General features: G+C 43.1%; 11 protein-coding genes and 1 tRNA gene. 4 read left to right on the forward strand and 8 right to left on the reverse strand.

The window, feature by feature from the left end:
• Positions 1–41 precede the first annotated feature (41 nt).
• Complete coding sequence (locus VJY63_RS00355) at positions 42–1,847, forward strand: acyl-CoA dehydrogenase C-terminal domain-containing protein (RefSeq protein WP_324047522.1); 1,806 nt, start codon at positions 42–44, stop codon at positions 1,845–1,847.
• 228 nt (positions 1,848–2,075) lie between these two features.
• On the forward strand, positions 2,076–3,872 hold the full coding sequence (locus tag VJY63_RS00360; RefSeq protein WP_324047524.1) for an acyl-CoA dehydrogenase C-terminal domain-containing protein: 1,797 nt from the start codon (positions 2,076–2,078) through the stop codon (positions 3,870–3,872).
• A 171-nt stretch (positions 3,873–4,043) separates the two neighbouring features.
• On the opposite strand, the gene VJY63_RS00365 is transcribed toward VJY63_RS00360, so the two are convergent.
• Both VJY63_RS00365 and bioB read right to left on the reverse strand, forming a co-directional pair.
• Positions 4,044–4,128: transfer RNA gene (locus VJY63_RS00365), tRNA-Leu, on the reverse strand.
• 158 nt (positions 4,129–4,286) lie between these two features.
• On the reverse strand, positions 4,287–5,369 hold the full coding sequence (bioB, locus tag VJY63_RS00370; RefSeq protein WP_324047526.1) for a biotin synthase BioB: 1,083 nt from the start codon (positions 5,367–5,369) through the stop codon (positions 4,287–4,289).
• 65 nt (positions 5,370–5,434) lie between these two features.
• On the opposite strand from bioB, the gene VJY63_RS00375 reads away from it, so the two are divergent.
• A complete protein-coding gene (locus tag VJY63_RS00375) occupies positions 5,435–6,187 on the forward strand; it encodes a hypothetical protein (RefSeq protein ID WP_324047527.1) in 753 nt (250 codons plus the stop codon).
• Between the two features lie 5 nt (positions 6,188–6,192).
• Here the strand turns inward: VJY63_RS00375 and VJY63_RS00380 are convergent, their stop codons facing one another.
• From VJY63_RS00380 to VJY63_RS00400, 5 genes are all read right to left on the reverse strand, one after another.
• A complete protein-coding gene (locus VJY63_RS00380) occupies positions 6,193–7,332 on the reverse strand; it encodes a DNA adenine methylase (protein WP_324047529.1) in 1,140 nt (379 codons plus the stop codon).
• 41 nt (positions 7,333–7,373) lie between these two features.
• Complete coding sequence (gene yfaE, locus VJY63_RS00385) at positions 7,374–7,658, reverse strand: class I ribonucleotide reductase maintenance protein YfaE (protein ID WP_324047531.1); 285 nt, start codon at positions 7,656–7,658, stop codon at positions 7,374–7,376.
• A 1-nt stretch (position 7,659) separates the two neighbouring features.
• Positions 7,660–8,793 carry a class Ia ribonucleoside-diphosphate reductase subunit beta gene (nrdB, locus tag VJY63_RS00390; protein WP_324047532.1) on the reverse strand — a complete coding sequence of 378 codons (1,134 nt, stop codon included), beginning with the start codon at positions 8,791–8,793 and terminating at the stop codon, positions 7,660–7,662.
• Positions 8,794–8,807: 14 nt separating this feature from the next.
• Positions 8,808–11,084: a class 1a ribonucleoside-diphosphate reductase subunit alpha gene (nrdA, locus tag VJY63_RS00395; protein ID WP_324047534.1), complete on the reverse strand. Its 2,277-nt coding sequence runs from the start codon at positions 11,082–11,084 to the stop codon at positions 8,808–8,810.
• Between the two features lie 306 nt (positions 11,085–11,390).
• Positions 11,391–11,897 (reverse strand): hypothetical protein, encoded by a 507-nt coding sequence (locus VJY63_RS00400; protein WP_324047535.1) that lies wholly within the window; start codon positions 11,895–11,897, stop codon positions 11,391–11,393.
• A gap of 236 nt (positions 11,898–12,133) precedes the next feature.
• Here VJY63_RS00400 and topA point away from each other — a divergent pair, with 236 nt between their 5' ends.
• Positions 12,134–14,809, forward strand: coding sequence for a type I DNA topoisomerase (topA, locus tag VJY63_RS00405; protein ID WP_324047537.1), 2,676 nt, complete (start codon positions 12,134–12,136; stop codon positions 14,807–14,809).
• Between the two features lie 32 nt (positions 14,810–14,841).
• On the opposite strand, the gene VJY63_RS00410 is transcribed toward topA, so the two are convergent.
• Entirely contained in the window at positions 14,842–15,246 is a 405-nt protein-coding gene (locus VJY63_RS00410; protein ID WP_324047539.1) for a MerR family DNA-binding protein, read from the reverse strand.
• Positions 15,247–15,321 lie beyond the last annotated feature (75 nt).

Below are 15,321 nucleotides of genomic sequence, written 5' to 3' on the forward strand. Positions count from 1 at the left end.
ATTAGAGCACTAATAACAATCAGCCAAGCACCGAGGTCACTATGCCAACTTATAAAGCTCCCTTGCGCGATATGCGTTTTGTCATGAACGAATTGTTAGATTTCCCAAACCACTACAAAAGCCTGCCTAACGGTGATGACGCTGTTGAAGTTACCGATGCCATTCTTGAAGAAGGCGCCAAGTTTGCAGAAAACGTACTAACTCCACTTAACCAAACCGGCGACCAACAAGGCTGTACGTTAAAAGATGGTGTAGTCACTGTTCCAGATGGCTTTAAAGAAGCTTATCAACAGTATGTAGAAGGTGGCTGGCCTGCCATTAGTCAAAATGCTGATTACGGTGGTCAAGGTTTACCGCATTCTTTAGGCATGGTGCTGAATGAAATGATTTGTTCTGCCAACCTTTCTTGGGGCATGTACCCAGGTTTATCGCACGGCGCGATGAGTGCTTTAGAACACCACGGAACAGAAGAATTAAAACAAATCTACTTAACCAAATTAATTGAAGGGCGTTGGACAGGTACTATGTGCCTAACCGAACCCCATTGCGGAACAGATCTAGGCTTGATTAAAACCCGTGCTATTCCTGATGACAATAATGGCTACAAAGTTAGCGGTACTAAAATCTTTATTTCTGCCGGTGACCACGAACTAACCGAAAACATTGTTCACCTAGTTTTAGCCAAACTTCCTGACGCACCAGAAGGCAGCAAAGGTATCTCTTTATTTGTAGTCCCTAAGTTTTTGCCTGATGCTTCAGGTGAAGTGGGCGAGCGCAACGGTGTTGTTTGCGGATCACTAGAAAATAAAATGGGTATCCACGGTAACTCTACTTGCGTAATGAACTTTGATGACGCTACCGGCTATCTAGTAGGTCAACCCAATAAAGGTTTAGCCGCCATGTTCACCATGATGAACGCTGCGCGTATTGGTGTGGGTATTCAAGGTCAGGGCTTAATCGAAGTTTCTTACCAAAATGCGCTGGCTTATGCGCGTGACCGCTTACAAATGCGTGCACTTTCTGGTGCTAAAGCGCCTGAAAAAGCAGCAGACCCTATTATTGTACACCCCGATGTGCGTCGTATGTTACTCACGCAAAAAGCGTTTAGCGAAGGTGGTCGTGCCCTTATTCTTTATACTGCACAACTTATTGACAAGGTTGAAAAAGGTAAAGAAGAAGATAAAAAAGAAGCTGACGATATTCTTGGCTTACTAACCCCCATTGTTAAAGCGTTCTTAACCGAAGTTGGTTTTGAAGCGACTAACGAAGGCGTACAAGTATTTGGTGGCCACGGCTTTATTCAAGAATGGGGCATGGAACAATTTGTACGTGATGCGCGTATTACCCGTTTATACGAAGGTACAACCGGTATTCAAGCACTGGATTTATTAGGCCGTAAAATCCTAATGAATCAGGGTGAACACCTACGCAGCTTTACTAAACAAATTCATAAATACTGCCAGTCGGCTAGCCAGCAAGAAGCCATGCAGGAATTTATTAAGCCATTAGCTGATCTGAATAAAGAATGGGGCGACCTCACCATGAAAATTGGTATGGCTGCGATGAAAAACCGTGAAGAAGTGGGTGCTGCTTCTGTTGATTACCTTATGTATTCAGGCTATGTCACTTTAGCTTACTTCTGGGCGCAAATGGCAGAAATCGCTCAGAAAAAACTAGCTGAAGGTACAAGCGAACAAGCTTTTTACCAAGCCAAGCTAGACACGGCACGTTTTTACTTCCAGCGTTTACTACCACGTACTAAAACTCATGCAGCAACTATGCTTGCTGGTGCTGATGGTTTATTAGCAATGGATGCCGCTGCTTTTGGTTTAGCTTTTGAAGTGTAAATAATTTTTAAGGTAAGGGTTTTTGAGGTGGCTTAGGCCGCCTCTTTTTTTTTATGTTACAATCTGCGTTGAAGTAACACAAAAACTTAACCTAAGTTGAGTAAGCTGCTAATCTAGTCAATGAGCATAAGAACCTAGCAGTCACTTGGCTTGCTTTTTGCAATGCAGCAAATAAGGTAAGCTAGCGATACCACCAAGATGTGTACAACAGGATAGAGGTACTAAAATATGGCAATGTATAAAGCTCCCCTTCGTGATATGCAATTTGTATTAAACGAGGTTTTTGAAGCCGATAAACTTTGGGCTTCAATGGAAGCAACGCAAGAAATTGACGCAAGTTTAGCTGAGTCCATTTTGGAAGAAGGCGCTAAGTTAACTGAAAATGAACTTTTTCCGTTAAACCTAAGTGGCGATGCTGAAGGTTGCCGTTTTGAAGGTGGACAAGTTTTTACACCTAAAGGTTTTAAAGAAGCTTATCAAACGCTATCTGATGGCGGCTGGATGGGTTTAGGTGGTAATCCTGAGTACGGCGGTCAGGGTATGCCAAAAATGTTGACCGTTTTATTTGAAGAAATGCTTTACTCTTCCAATGCTGCATTTACGCTTTACCCTGCACTTAACAATGGTGCAACACTGCTGCTAGATTCTCATGCTACCGAAGCCGTAAAAACGCAATACTTACCACCTATGTATGAAGGCCGCTGGATTGGCACCATGTGCTTAACTGAAACCCAAGCCGGTACAGACTTAGGTTTAATCAGCACTAAAGCAGAGCCTAAAGGTGACGGCGTTTACGACCTAACCGGTAGCAAGCTATGGATTACTGGTGGTGAGCATGACCTAGCTGAAAACATTATTCACCTTGTATTAGCCCGTCTACCTGATGCACCGGCTGGCACACGCGGTATTTCTTTATTTTTAGTGCCTAAATTCAAAGTAAACGCAGACAACAGCCTTGGCGAATTCAACAAGGTTAACTGTGGTTCTATTGAACACAAAATGGGTATTAAAGGTTCAGCCACCTGCGTTATCAACTTTGATGGTTCTGAAGGCATTATGATTGGCGAACCTAACCGTGGTTTAAACGCTATGTTCACCATGATGAACTACGAACGTCTATCCATAGGTATTCAGGGTTTAGGTTTAGGCGAAGTTGCTTACCAAAGCGCAATGGATTTCTCGAAAGAGCGTATTCAATCACGCGCACCTGGTGGCGCTAAACAGCCAACAAAAGCGGCTGATCCTATCTTAGTTCACCCAGACGTTCGCCGTATGGCGCTTAACGTTCGTGCGTTTAACGAAGCCAGCCGTGCCTTTGCTTCCTACGTTGGTATGCAGCTAGACATCGGTAAATACCACGCAGATGAAGCGATTCGTAAGCACGGTGATGACATGATGGCGCTAATGACTCCTATCGCTAAAGCGTTTATTACTGACCGTGGTTTTGATGCAACCGTTACTGCTCAGCAGATTTACGGTGGCAGTGGTTATTGCACCGAGTGGGGTGGCGAGCAATACGTTCGTGATGCGCGTATTGCACAAATTTATGAAGGCACCAACGGTATTCAAGCATTAGACCTTATGGGTCGTAAAGTTTTCTCTAACCGTGGTGAATACGTTAAATCTTTCACACAAGAAGTGCGTGATTTCTTAGCAACGTGTGCTGATTTGCCTAATATGCAAGTTTGGACAACGACGCTAGAAACTGAACTGCAGCGTTTAGAATCACTGACCTTAAAAGTGATTGCAGCCACTGAACAGAATCCAGCCGAAATTGGTGCAGCTTCGGTTGATTACTTAGACCTGTTTGGCCTAGTGGCTTACGGTTATATGTGGGCGCGTATGGTGAGTGTTGCACAGCGTAAAGTAGGCAGCGAAACTTCTGGTTTCTACGCTAGCAAAATTAAAGTGGGTAATCACTTCCTTAAACGCATTTTGCCACGCACCTTGGCGCTAGAGCAGCAAGTATTGGCTGGTGCTGAAGTACTGATGGCTATGGAAGAAGATGACTTCTACGTTAACTAAATAGCGGTAAGTTGACACTAATCCCTGCTTTGGCAGGGATTTTTTATTGCTTAAAGAAAAATAAATGCCCTAAACGTAAAAAAACCCAGTCTGTAAAAAGGCTGGGTTTAATAAGTAACTCTTTTGTGTTTGTGGTTTTCCAAGAAATTCTTTATTAATCAAGAACTTACTTGGTGCGGATGGAGAGACTCGAACTCTCACACCTTACGGCACCAGAACCTAAATCTGGCGTGTCTACCAATTCCACCACATCCGCATAAACCTACAATCTACTGCTTAAAACTTCATTCTAATCAGGGGCTTAGGGCTTGTTTTTGCCGCTGTGCTTGACTGGAATGAGGCATATTCTACAGTGAATTATTCTTGTGTCAACACTAATTTTAAAAAAAAGTTTAATTATTTATCAGTATTTTCCTAAACCACCATGCCACAAGGCTTTACGCTAGTTTTTTTAGTCTTTTTAGCAGTGGCATCTTGGTAAAGCGTATTTTTTTCAGCCAGAATATCCAACAAAGCTGCTTCATGTACCTGTTCAGTGACTGGCGATTTAGCCTGCTGCATATTAATACCTAACTTATGGAAGAGTGCTTGGTCTTGTTGTGCTTCAGGATTGCCTGTCGTTAAAAGCTTATCACCATAAAAAATAGAATTCGCACCAGCAAAAAAAGCCATAGCCTGAGCCGTAGTGTCTAATTTTTCGCGTCCTGCCGATAAACGCACCCGTGACGTTGGCATTAAAATTCGCGCTACAGCAATCACCCGAATAAACTCTAACGGCTCTAATTCGTCTAAATCTGCCATCGGTGTACCAGGTACTTTAACCAACATATTTAGTGGCACGCTTTCTGGGTGTGGTTGTAAAGAAGCCAACTGCTGCAACAAACCAATACGATCACTCACCTGCTCGCCCATACCCAAAATACCGCCCGTACAAACTTTCATTCCAGCTTTACGTACTTTGGCTAGTGTTGCTAAACGGTCTTCATAAGTGCGCGTGGTAATAATTTCACCATAAAACTCAGCCGAAGTATCTAGGTTATGGTTGTAATAATCTAAACCAGCATTAGCCAAAGCTTCCGCTTGATTTTCTTTTAGCATACCCAGTGTCATGCACGTTTCTAAGCCTAACGCTTTTACTTTACGCACCATTGCTAAAACTGCGGGCATATCTCTATCGGTTGGTGAACGCCAAGCAGCGCCCATACAAAAACGACTGGCACCGGCATTTTTAGCTTCTTGGGCTTGTTCTAACACCTTATTGATCTCTAACAGCTTTTCTTTCGATAAGCCCGTGTTGTAATGCGCTGACTGGGGGCAATACTTACAATCTTCAGGGCAGCTACCCGTTTTAATGGATAATAGCGTAGATACTTGTACATCGTTAGCATCAAAGTTTTGCCGGTGCACAGAATGAGCGCGAAATAATAAATCGTTAAAAGGAAGGGCAAACAGCGCCGCGATTTCTGTATTTGTCCAATCAAAGCGTTGCTCAGTCATGCTTAGTATCCTGTAAACCATTAAATAATTTTTAGTTAACTGAATCCTGCCGGAGCAACACAATCATGTCAACCAGATTATTTAAAAAAGTTAACCAATGGCAGCAGAAGATTTTTTATTGGCATAGGCGTAGCCGTCTGCTGCTGCCAGGTATGTGTTTGATTTGTATGCAACCGCTGCTGGGTGAACGGGATTTATGCCAGCCTTGTAAGCGGCTGCTACCGGCTAATTTGATTTGCTGTGACTGGTGTGCTGAATCTTTAAGCAGCGATTATGCCAAGCAGCAGCTGCGTATTTGTCAACAGTGCGCTAAAACCCCCGCAGCCTTTGATAAAGTGTTAGCGCCTTGGTTGTATAAAAATCCGTTTAATAAACTGGTGTGGGAATTTAAATATACAAAAAACTTAGCCGCTGGTTATTTATTAGTGGATTTACTCTTTGATGCGCTGATTGAACATAATCAAACCTACGATTGCCTAGTGGTGATTCCTGGTCAGAAAAAACGCATTCAACAAAGGGGTTATCACGCCCCCAGTTGGCTGGCTAAACATTTAAGTTTATTAACCGGCATTCCTTTTTTAAAAAATGGTTTAATGCGCGTTAAAGACATTGAAAGCCAACAAGATTTAAACCGCAAAGCGCGTTTTTTAAACCCTAAAGGTGCGTTTAAAGCCATGCCTCACATAGCAGGAAAAAAAGTATTGTTGCTAGATGACGTCATTACTACCGGAGCAAGCGCTCACTGGGCCGCGGATGAACTGAAAAAGCAGGGTGCTGCTAGTGTCGATGTGCTAGCAGCAGCAAAAACAGCCCGATAGTCGCGCTAAGTTGGCTTTTTTTCTAAGAGGAAAAGAAATTCTCTATTAGGTTCTTCGGCATCCCTAAGCCACTCATCTGTCCATTTCATTCCAGCCATTGCATTTTTCTTATAATCAACTTCTATAACTTTTAATAAATGACCATTAGACTTGAGGATATTATTAAGTTCTTTTGCAGTTGCTCTACCACCTGAGCTATAAGAAAGTGCTACATACTTGGCATTCACTTCTTTGATTAGTTTTTCTATAGCCTTGACTGCAATAAATCTTCCATCTTCGTCTTTTCTGAATTCTTCAAATACTGAGCCAGAAACTGTATCACGCGTATCTTCACGCCTACCTGCTGCACCAAATATCTCAGGTTCATCATTTTGTATAATTGAAGTCCAAATATGGTAATAAGACGCGTACCTAACCCTTGAAGGTGGCATTTTTTCATTGTTTGAACCATAGGGTGGGTCAAAATAAGCAAGGTCACACCTTACATCTTTCAGTGTTTCAAAAATATCACCTTTTAACACATGATTTTCTTTTTCATTTATGAATAACTTGGGTATTTCAAGCTGCAAATTATTATATGAGCGCGGCGACCACTGTTTAAGGTAAGAAGTAAAATGCCCTAACGTGCTGTCCACCTTATCCATCGCCAAAATTAATGCTGTCATTGCTACTGACTTGGTATGCTCATCTAAATTTAATCTATCAATTTCTTCTCTAATACCGTCTAATTTTCTAGTATTTTTTGCTTGCCAAGGTTTTTTGCTTCCATCTGGCTGCACTGCGCTTCCTTCAAAATCAAAACCGCCGTAATTTTCAGTAAACCATCCGTTGTGACCCGCTATTGAGTTCAAATGGTCGATCAATTCTTGGTATTCACTCCTTTGTTTTTTATTTCTCAGGTAGCAATTTCCTACAGTATGTGACCAAGCAGAACGATCACTTGCTACAACGGCATAGCCTAATTGTGCAAATGCTTGCGAGACTCTTGTTGAACCTGAAAATCCATCAAGCACAGTGGTTATATCAAGCCCATCGCATAAAGAAAGTATTTGAGGAAGTAGCTTTAGCTTAGATCCAGCATACTTTATGCCCTCGGTTACTGGTATTAATGTATTAGATTCAACAAATAATTGATTACTTTTCATTACCACTTTGCCTGCTTTGTTGAATTCTAGCTTGGTAATAATTAGGCACTCTTTTTAGTTTTAGTGATTAAACCTACGCTAACCACCAGCGGTTCTAGCGGTCGGCAGCAGCAGGCCAGCACTTCACCTCTGCGTAAGTAAGCCAGCGGTTCGGTTTCATACTTTACACTGCCTGAATGTAGGGTTACGCGGCAAGAACCGCAGTAACCACTGCGGCATTGGTATTCTACTTGATGGCCGGTGCGTTCTAGGCCTTCAAGTAGGGTTTCTGATTGACCCAATTCAAAAATCAGGTCTTCAGTGCTAATTTGTCTATATTTTCCCATATTAAAGCTCGAAGTCACCTAAATCATCGGTTGAAATTGCTGAGTTAATCTGCCCCACTAAGTAAGAGCTGACTTCCACTTCTTGTGGGGCAACTTGCACGTTATCTGAATTAGTCCAAGCCTTAATCCAAGGGATGGGGTTATGCGTGGCATTTTCAAAGGCAGGTTCAAGGCCAACAGCACGCATACGGTGGTTGGTAATGTATTCAATGTATTGGTCAAGAATGCCTCTGTTTAAGCCAATCATAGAGCCGTCTTTAAACAAGTACTTGGCCCATTCTTTTTCCTGCTGCGCTGCGTGCTTAAACATTGCTAGGCTTTCGGCGTGGCAAGAATGGGCAACTTCGGCCATTTCTGGGTCGTCTTTGCCATCTTGCATGATGTTAATGATGTGCTGAGTTCCCACTAGGTGCAGGGCTTCATCACGGGCAATCAGGCGAATGATTTTGGCGTTGCCTTCCATTAAACGGCGTTCTGCAAAGGCAAAAGAGCAGGCAAAGCTAACGTAAAAGCGGATGGCTTCCAGTACGTTTACGCTCATCATGCACAGGTAAAGTTTGCGTTTTAATTCAAACAAATTCACCTCATGCGTTTTACCGTTAACGGTATGCGTACCAACGCCAAGCCTGTTATACAATAGGCTGTATTGAATCAAATCATCGTAATATTTAGAGATGTCGGTGGCACGTTCAATAATGTGCTGGTTGCGCATGATGTCATCAAACACCACGGCTGGGTCATTAATAATATTGCGAATAATGTGTGTGTAAGAACGCGAATGAATAGTTTCAGAAAAAGACCAAGTTTCTATCCATGTTTCTAGTTCAGGAATAGAAACCAAGGGTAAAAAAGCCACGTTAGGGCTACGGCCTTGAATAGAATCCAGCAGTATTTGGTATTTCAAATTGCTAATGAAAATGTGTTTTTCATGGTCGGGCAGGTTGCGGTAATCGGTACGATCTTGCGATACATCCACTTCTTCTGGTCGCCAAAAAAAAGACAGCTGCTTTTCAATGAGCGATTCAAAAATAGGATATTTCTGTTGGTCATAACGCGCCACGTTAACCGGCTGCCCAAAAAACATGGGCTCTTTAAGCTGATTATTATCCGTTTGCGAAAAAGTACTGTATCTCATGGTTTTTTCACCCTTTAAATCTTACAAGCGCCACCAGCGCAATCATCGTCCATATCACTTTGGCTATCATCGGCGCCATCGCGTGTGTTTTGGTAGTACAAGGTTTTTAGACCAAACTTGTAAGCCGTTAATAAATCTTTTAACAGCTGTTGCATGGGGACGCGACCGCCTTCAAAACGCTGTGGGTCGTAATTGGTGTTGGCTGAAATGGATTGGTCTACAAACTTTTGCATGATGCCAACTAGGTGTAAATAACCTTCATTGTTTGGCATATTCCATAGCAGTTCGTATTTATCTTTCAGTTCTTCATAACCAGGTACTACTTGCTTTAAGCTACCGTCTTTAGACTGTTTAATGGTGACTAAACCACGCGGCGGTTCAATACCGTTGGTTGCATTAGAAATCTGGCTAGAGGTTTCTGAAGGCATTAAAGAAGACAAAGTCGAGTTGCGTAAGCCGTGTTTAACAATGTCGGCACGCAAGCTTTCCCAATCTAAATGCAGCGGTTCTTTACAAATGCTGTCTAAATCTTTTTTGTAGGTATCAATCGGTAAAATACCCTGCGAATAAGTGGTTTCATTAAACGCTGTGCAAGGGCCAAATTCTTTAGACAGGTTGTTAGATGCTTTTAGCAAGTAATACTGAATAGCTTCAAAAGTTTGGTGGGTTAGCGCATTGGCTGAGCCGTCTGAATACTTTAGGCCGTTTTTGGCTAAATAATACGCATAGTTAATCACCCCAACGCCCAAAGTACGGCGTTTCATAGTGGCATTGCGTGCAGCAGCAAGGGGGTAATCTTGGTAGGTTAATAATGAATCTAACGCACGAACCACCAAGTCGGATAAACCTTCTAGCTCGCCTAAGTTTTCTAGCGCACCTAGGTTGAAGGCTGAAAGGGTACAAAGGGCAATTTCTTTGTCTTCATCATTAATGTTGTTAAGCGGGCTGGTGGGCAGCGCTATTTCTAAGCACAAGTTAGATTGGCGAATCGGTGCAACGCTGGGATCAAACGGGCTGTGAGTGTTGCAGTGATCGACATTTTGAATGTAAATACGACCCGTGCTGGCGCGTTCTTGCATCATTAACCCAAACAGCTCGCTGGCTGGCAGTGTGCGTTTAGTAATACTGTCATCTTGCTCGTATTGAACATACAGGCGCTCAAATTCTACTTGGTCAGCAAAAAAAGCATCATAAAGACCGGGTACTTCATGCGGTGAAAATAACGTTATATTGCCGCCTTTAATTAAGCGTTGGTACATCAGCTTATTAAGCTGTACGCCGTAATCCATGTGACGCACGCGGTTTTCTTCCACACCACGGTTGTTTTTAAGCACCAATAAAGATTCAACTTCCAAATGCCATAGTGGGTAAAAAAGTGTTGCAGCACCACCACGCACGCCGCCTTGTGAGCAGGATTTTACCGCTGCTTGAAAAAGTTTAAAGAAAGGAATACAGCCAGTGTGCTGCGCTTCACCATCACGAATGGGGCTACCAACCGCGCGAATACGGCCTGCGTTAATACCGATGCCTGCACGCAGCGACACGTATTTAACAATGGCTGAAGTGGTAGCGCTAATGGAGTCTAGGCTGTCATCACATTCGATTAATACACAAGAACTAAACTGGCGTGAAGGGGTGCGAACGCCTGCCATAATCGGTGTCGGTAACGAAATTTTAAACAGCGAAATCGCATCGTAAAAACGCTTAACATAATCTAAACGTGTGGCTTTGGGGTAGTCGGCAAACAAACACATACCAATTAAAATATAAAGCATCTGCGGACTTTCATAGACTTCTTTAGTCACGCGATTTTGTACAAGGTATTTACCTTCTAACTGCTTAATGGCGGCATAAGAAAAATTTAGGTCGCGGGCGTGGTCGATGTAGCTGTTTAGTTCGTCAAATTCGGCTTGGTCATAGTCACGTAAAATATGGCTGTCATAGCGCTTTTCATTGGTTAGCTTGGTGACATGATTAAATAAATGTGGCGGTGTAAACCGACCGTAGGCAATTTTTCGTAGATGAAAAACAGTTAAGCGTGCTGCTAAATATTGGTAATCAGGTGTATCTTCAGAAATTAAGTCGGCAGCAGCCTTGATAATGGTTTCATGGATACCTTTGGTATGAATACCGTTGTAGAACTGGATGTGAGATTTCAGCTCTACCTGAGAGACTGAAACGTTCTCTAAGTCCATAGCAGCCCAATCAAGTACACGGTGGATTTTGTCCAGATTAATCGACTCTTGCCGTCCATTGCGCTTGGTTACTTTTATGGAATTAAAGTCTGTCATAGTAAAATCCTTGGGGTGTTTTAGTGTAATTTAACTTGAGTTTTTACGGCTGTTACTGTAAGGCGTTCGGTCAGCGGATACACCTTATATAGTGTCTTGTGTCTCAAGGAGGCGCAATATAGGGTATTGGTTGATGAATATCAACCTACGTTAGGTAGGGTTTTTCTTGCGTAAATCAAGAAGCTAGAGGTGCTCTAGGCTTCCTGCTTGTCAAGGCATTATAAATTTTTTTAGCGATACTTTTTAAGGCTGCCTAACTAAAAGTCAAGCCGCCTAAGCCATTTTTTTGGTGGGGGTTTTTTAAGATTATTGGGTGCGTGTACACTGGGTGGTAAATTTTTCTTTGACGTGGGTTAGCTTTAAATTGCTGCTGGTTAAGCTGTTAATAATAAAGGTGTCTTCACTTTTCATTTCTCTTAGTTTGTTAACGTCTAAAATACCGGCTTGATGCAGCTGTTGCGCCATAGGGTTATTTGGTTTTATGGTTGCATTTTCAGTTTTTATGGTTAAATAACCGAGTTTTGTAGACCAACTACCGCTGCCTTCAAACAGGTAGTTTAGGCTATCGCCACCCAGCATTTGGTTCATTTCTGCAATCGTAAATTTCATTTTCATACTGCCATCTAAAGTGAAGTTACGTTGAGCCGTAAACAGCTGAATGTATTCAACGCTTAGATTAATACCTTCATCCGGCGTTAAGTTTTGCGAACATTGCCATTCACCGATGAGTATTTGTGCGGTATTTTGATCTTCTGCGAACCCAGGCTGGCTTAGCAATAGGGGTAAAGCTAGTAGGCATAACGTTTTTTTCATTGTTTAGCAACCATATAAAGACTGTTTAAAATCAAGAATTAGCATTTTAGCCAGTTTTACCATTGGTAGGCATTTAATTCCAGCAGCCTAGCACAAGATTTCACTCACTTTTACACGCATCGGCTGAGCCTTTTACCTAAGCAGGCTGGAAACCTATCCCGCTCTAGGTTACTGTAGTCAGCCTTTATTAGGTTAATTTAAGCTTTTCTTTATAAGTCAATGGGATATAAAGCGAAATGGGCAAATCACTGGTCATCGTCGAGTCACCGGCCAAAGCTAAAACTATTAACAAATACCTGGGCAGTGAATTTATTGTTAAGTCCAGTGTTGGCCATATTCGTGATTTACCGGTTAGTGGCAGCGGCAAAACAACGGCTGCACGCACTAGCAATAAAGGTATTACTGCGGAAGAAAAAAAGCATAAAGCGCAACAGCAGCTTTTTAACCGTATGGGTGTAAACCCTGAAGATGGCTGGTCGGCGCATTATGAAATTCTACCCGGCAAAGAAAAAGTAGTCGATGAATTAAAAAAGTTAGCTAAAAATGCTGACATGATTTATCTAGCCACGGATTTAGACCGCGAGGGGGAAGCCATTGCTTGGCACCTACGCGAAACTTTGGGCGGTGATGATTCGCGCTATCGCCGTGTAGTGTTTAACGAAATCACTAAAAAAGCCATTACCCAAGCCTTTGAATCGCCCAGTATGTTGGATATGAATCGCGTTCATGCCCAACAAGCCAGGCGCTTTTTAGATCGTGTGGTCGGCTATATGGTTTCACCGCTGCTGTGGGCTAAAGTGGCGCGAGGCCTATCGGCTGGGCGTGTGCAATCGGTTGCGGTGCGTATTATTGTTGAACGCGAACGCGAAATTCGTGCTTTTGTACCCGAAGAATATTGGGATGTTACCGCGCACCTGTTAAACGAAAACGCCATTGCGTTGGCTTGCGATGTTGCTAAACAAGCCGGCAAAGCTTTTCGCCCCAACAGTAAAGCAGAAACCGATGCTGCTTTAGCAGAATTACAGCCAGCAATTTATAAAGTCGCTAGCCGAGAAGACAAGCCCACCAGCAGTCGTCCTTCTGCACCGTTTATCACCTCTACTTTGCAACAAGCCGCCAGCACACGTTTAGGTTTTTCGGTTAAAAAAACCATGATCTTGGCGCAGCGTTTGTATGAAGCAGGGCATATTACCTATATGCGTACCGACTCAACCAACCTTTCACAAGATGCTGTTGCAGATTGCCGTGATTGGATAATGAAAGAGTTAGGTCAGCAGTATTTGCCTGAAGATGCATTGATTTATTCCAGTAAAGAAGGCGCACAAGAAGCGCATGAAGCGATTCGTCCTTCTAGCGTTAAAGTGCAAGGTAAAGACTTGGGTTCTAATGTTGAGCGGGATGCTCAGCGTTTATACGAATTAATTTGGCGCCAATTTGTGGCGTGCCAAATGCCCCCAGCGCGTTATTTGTCGACTACATTGACCGTTAATGCTGCTGATTATGAGTTAAGAGCTAAAGGCCGTGTGTTGCAGTTTGATGGTTTTACGCGCATTCAACCCGTAGGCGGCAAGCAAGGTGAAGACCAAGTATTGCCTGATCTAAAAGTGGGTGAAACTTTAGATTTACAAAGCCTAGACCCACGCCAGCACTTTACTAAACCACCGGCCCGTTTTACCGAAGCGGCTTTGGTTAAAGAATTAGAAAAGCAAGGCATTGGCCGTCCTTCAACCTATGCAGCGATTATTTCTACGATTCAAGACCGAGGCTATGCCAAGGTTGAAAATCGCCGTTTTTATGCTGAAAAAATGGGCGACATTGTTACGGATCGCTTGGTTGAATCCTTTGACGACTTGTTAGATTACAGCTTTACCGCCCGCATGGAAGACTCTTTAGATGCGGTAGCAGCAGGTAGTGAAAGGTGGGTTTCGTTGCTGGATAAGTTTTATGCAGGCTTTAAAAAGCAGTTAGAAAAAGCGCAAGATACAACGCAGGGTATGCGTCCTAATCAGCCCGTAGACACTGATTTAATTTGCCCAACCTGTGGTCGTCACATGCAAATTCGCATTGCTTCAACGGGTACTTTTTTAGGTTGTTCTGGCTATGCTTTGCCACCTAAAGAGCGCTGCAAAACCACCATCAATCTTGTGTCTGCTGATGAATTTGTTGCCGCCGATGATGATGAGCAAGCAGAAACCAATGCGTTACGTGCCAAGCGCCGCTGCCAAAAATGCGGTACAGCAATGGAAAGCTTTATTATTGACGAAAAGCGTAAGCTGCACGTTTGTGGTAATAGCCCAGATTGCACAGGTTATCAGGTTGAAGAAGGTGCTTTTCGCTTAAAAGGTTATGAAGGCCCAGTGCTTGAGTGCGATAAATGTGGTAGCGAAATGCAGCTAAAAACGGGCCGTTTTGGTAAATATTTTGGTTGCACTAACAGTGAGTGTAAAAATACCCGCAAGCTGTTACGCAGTGGTGAAGCTGCGCCGCCTAAGATGGATCCTGTTTCTATGCCAGAGCTTAAATGCTTAAAGGTCGATGACCATTATGTGTTGCGTGATGGTGCTAGTGGTATGTTTTTGGCAGCTAGCCAGTTTCCTAAAATGCGCGAAACACGCCCACCGCTAGTCAATGAAATAAAACCACATAAAGCAGAGATAGATCCTAAGCACCATTATTTGTTAGATGCGCCTGAATACGATACGGAAGGTAATCCAACTGTGATTCGTTATTCACGTAAAACCAAAGAACAGTATGTACAGGCAGAAAAAGACGGCAAAGCCACAGGCTTTAAAGCTTTCTATAACGGCTCTAAATGGATAATTGAAGATAAGCCCAAAGCTACGGCTAAACCTAAAGTTGTTACTAAACCTAAAGCAGCTGCAAAACCTAAAGCAGTAGTTAAAAAGAAGTAAGCTAAATGCCCCGCTCTCCAGCGGGGCTTTACTTATTGCTGCTGATGTAAAGCTTGAATAATCTGGCACTCTGCTGTGCTCCCGCCGCGACACTGCTGAACGAGCTGCCGTAGTTCATCTGCCAGTGCTTGCAACGATTGAATGCGCTGTTCTAATGCCATCAGATGTCGACTGGCTATAGCATCTGCTGCTGCACAATCGGCATCGGGATTGTCAGACAAATTCAGCAATTCCTGAATCGTGTTTAAATCCAATCCCAATGCTCGGCCATGACGAATAAAACCGATACGTTCAACCGCCTGAGAGCTGTAAAAACGATAACCTTGTTCACTGCGTTGGACTTTTGGCAATAAACCCTGTTTCTCATAATGACGAATGCTTTCAACTGAGCAGCCCGTTAGGGTCGCTACTTCACCAATTCGAAAAAAATTACGCATTTGCTTGACCCTGTAACGATTACAGGGTTTAGCCTAAACCTTATTGATTGTTAAATACAGGTCTGAGGTGAGGAA

It is taken from the genome of Marinospirillum sp. (assembly GCF_035271045.1).
GTDB lineage: Bacteria > Pseudomonadota > Gammaproteobacteria > Pseudomonadales > Halomonadaceae > Marinospirillum.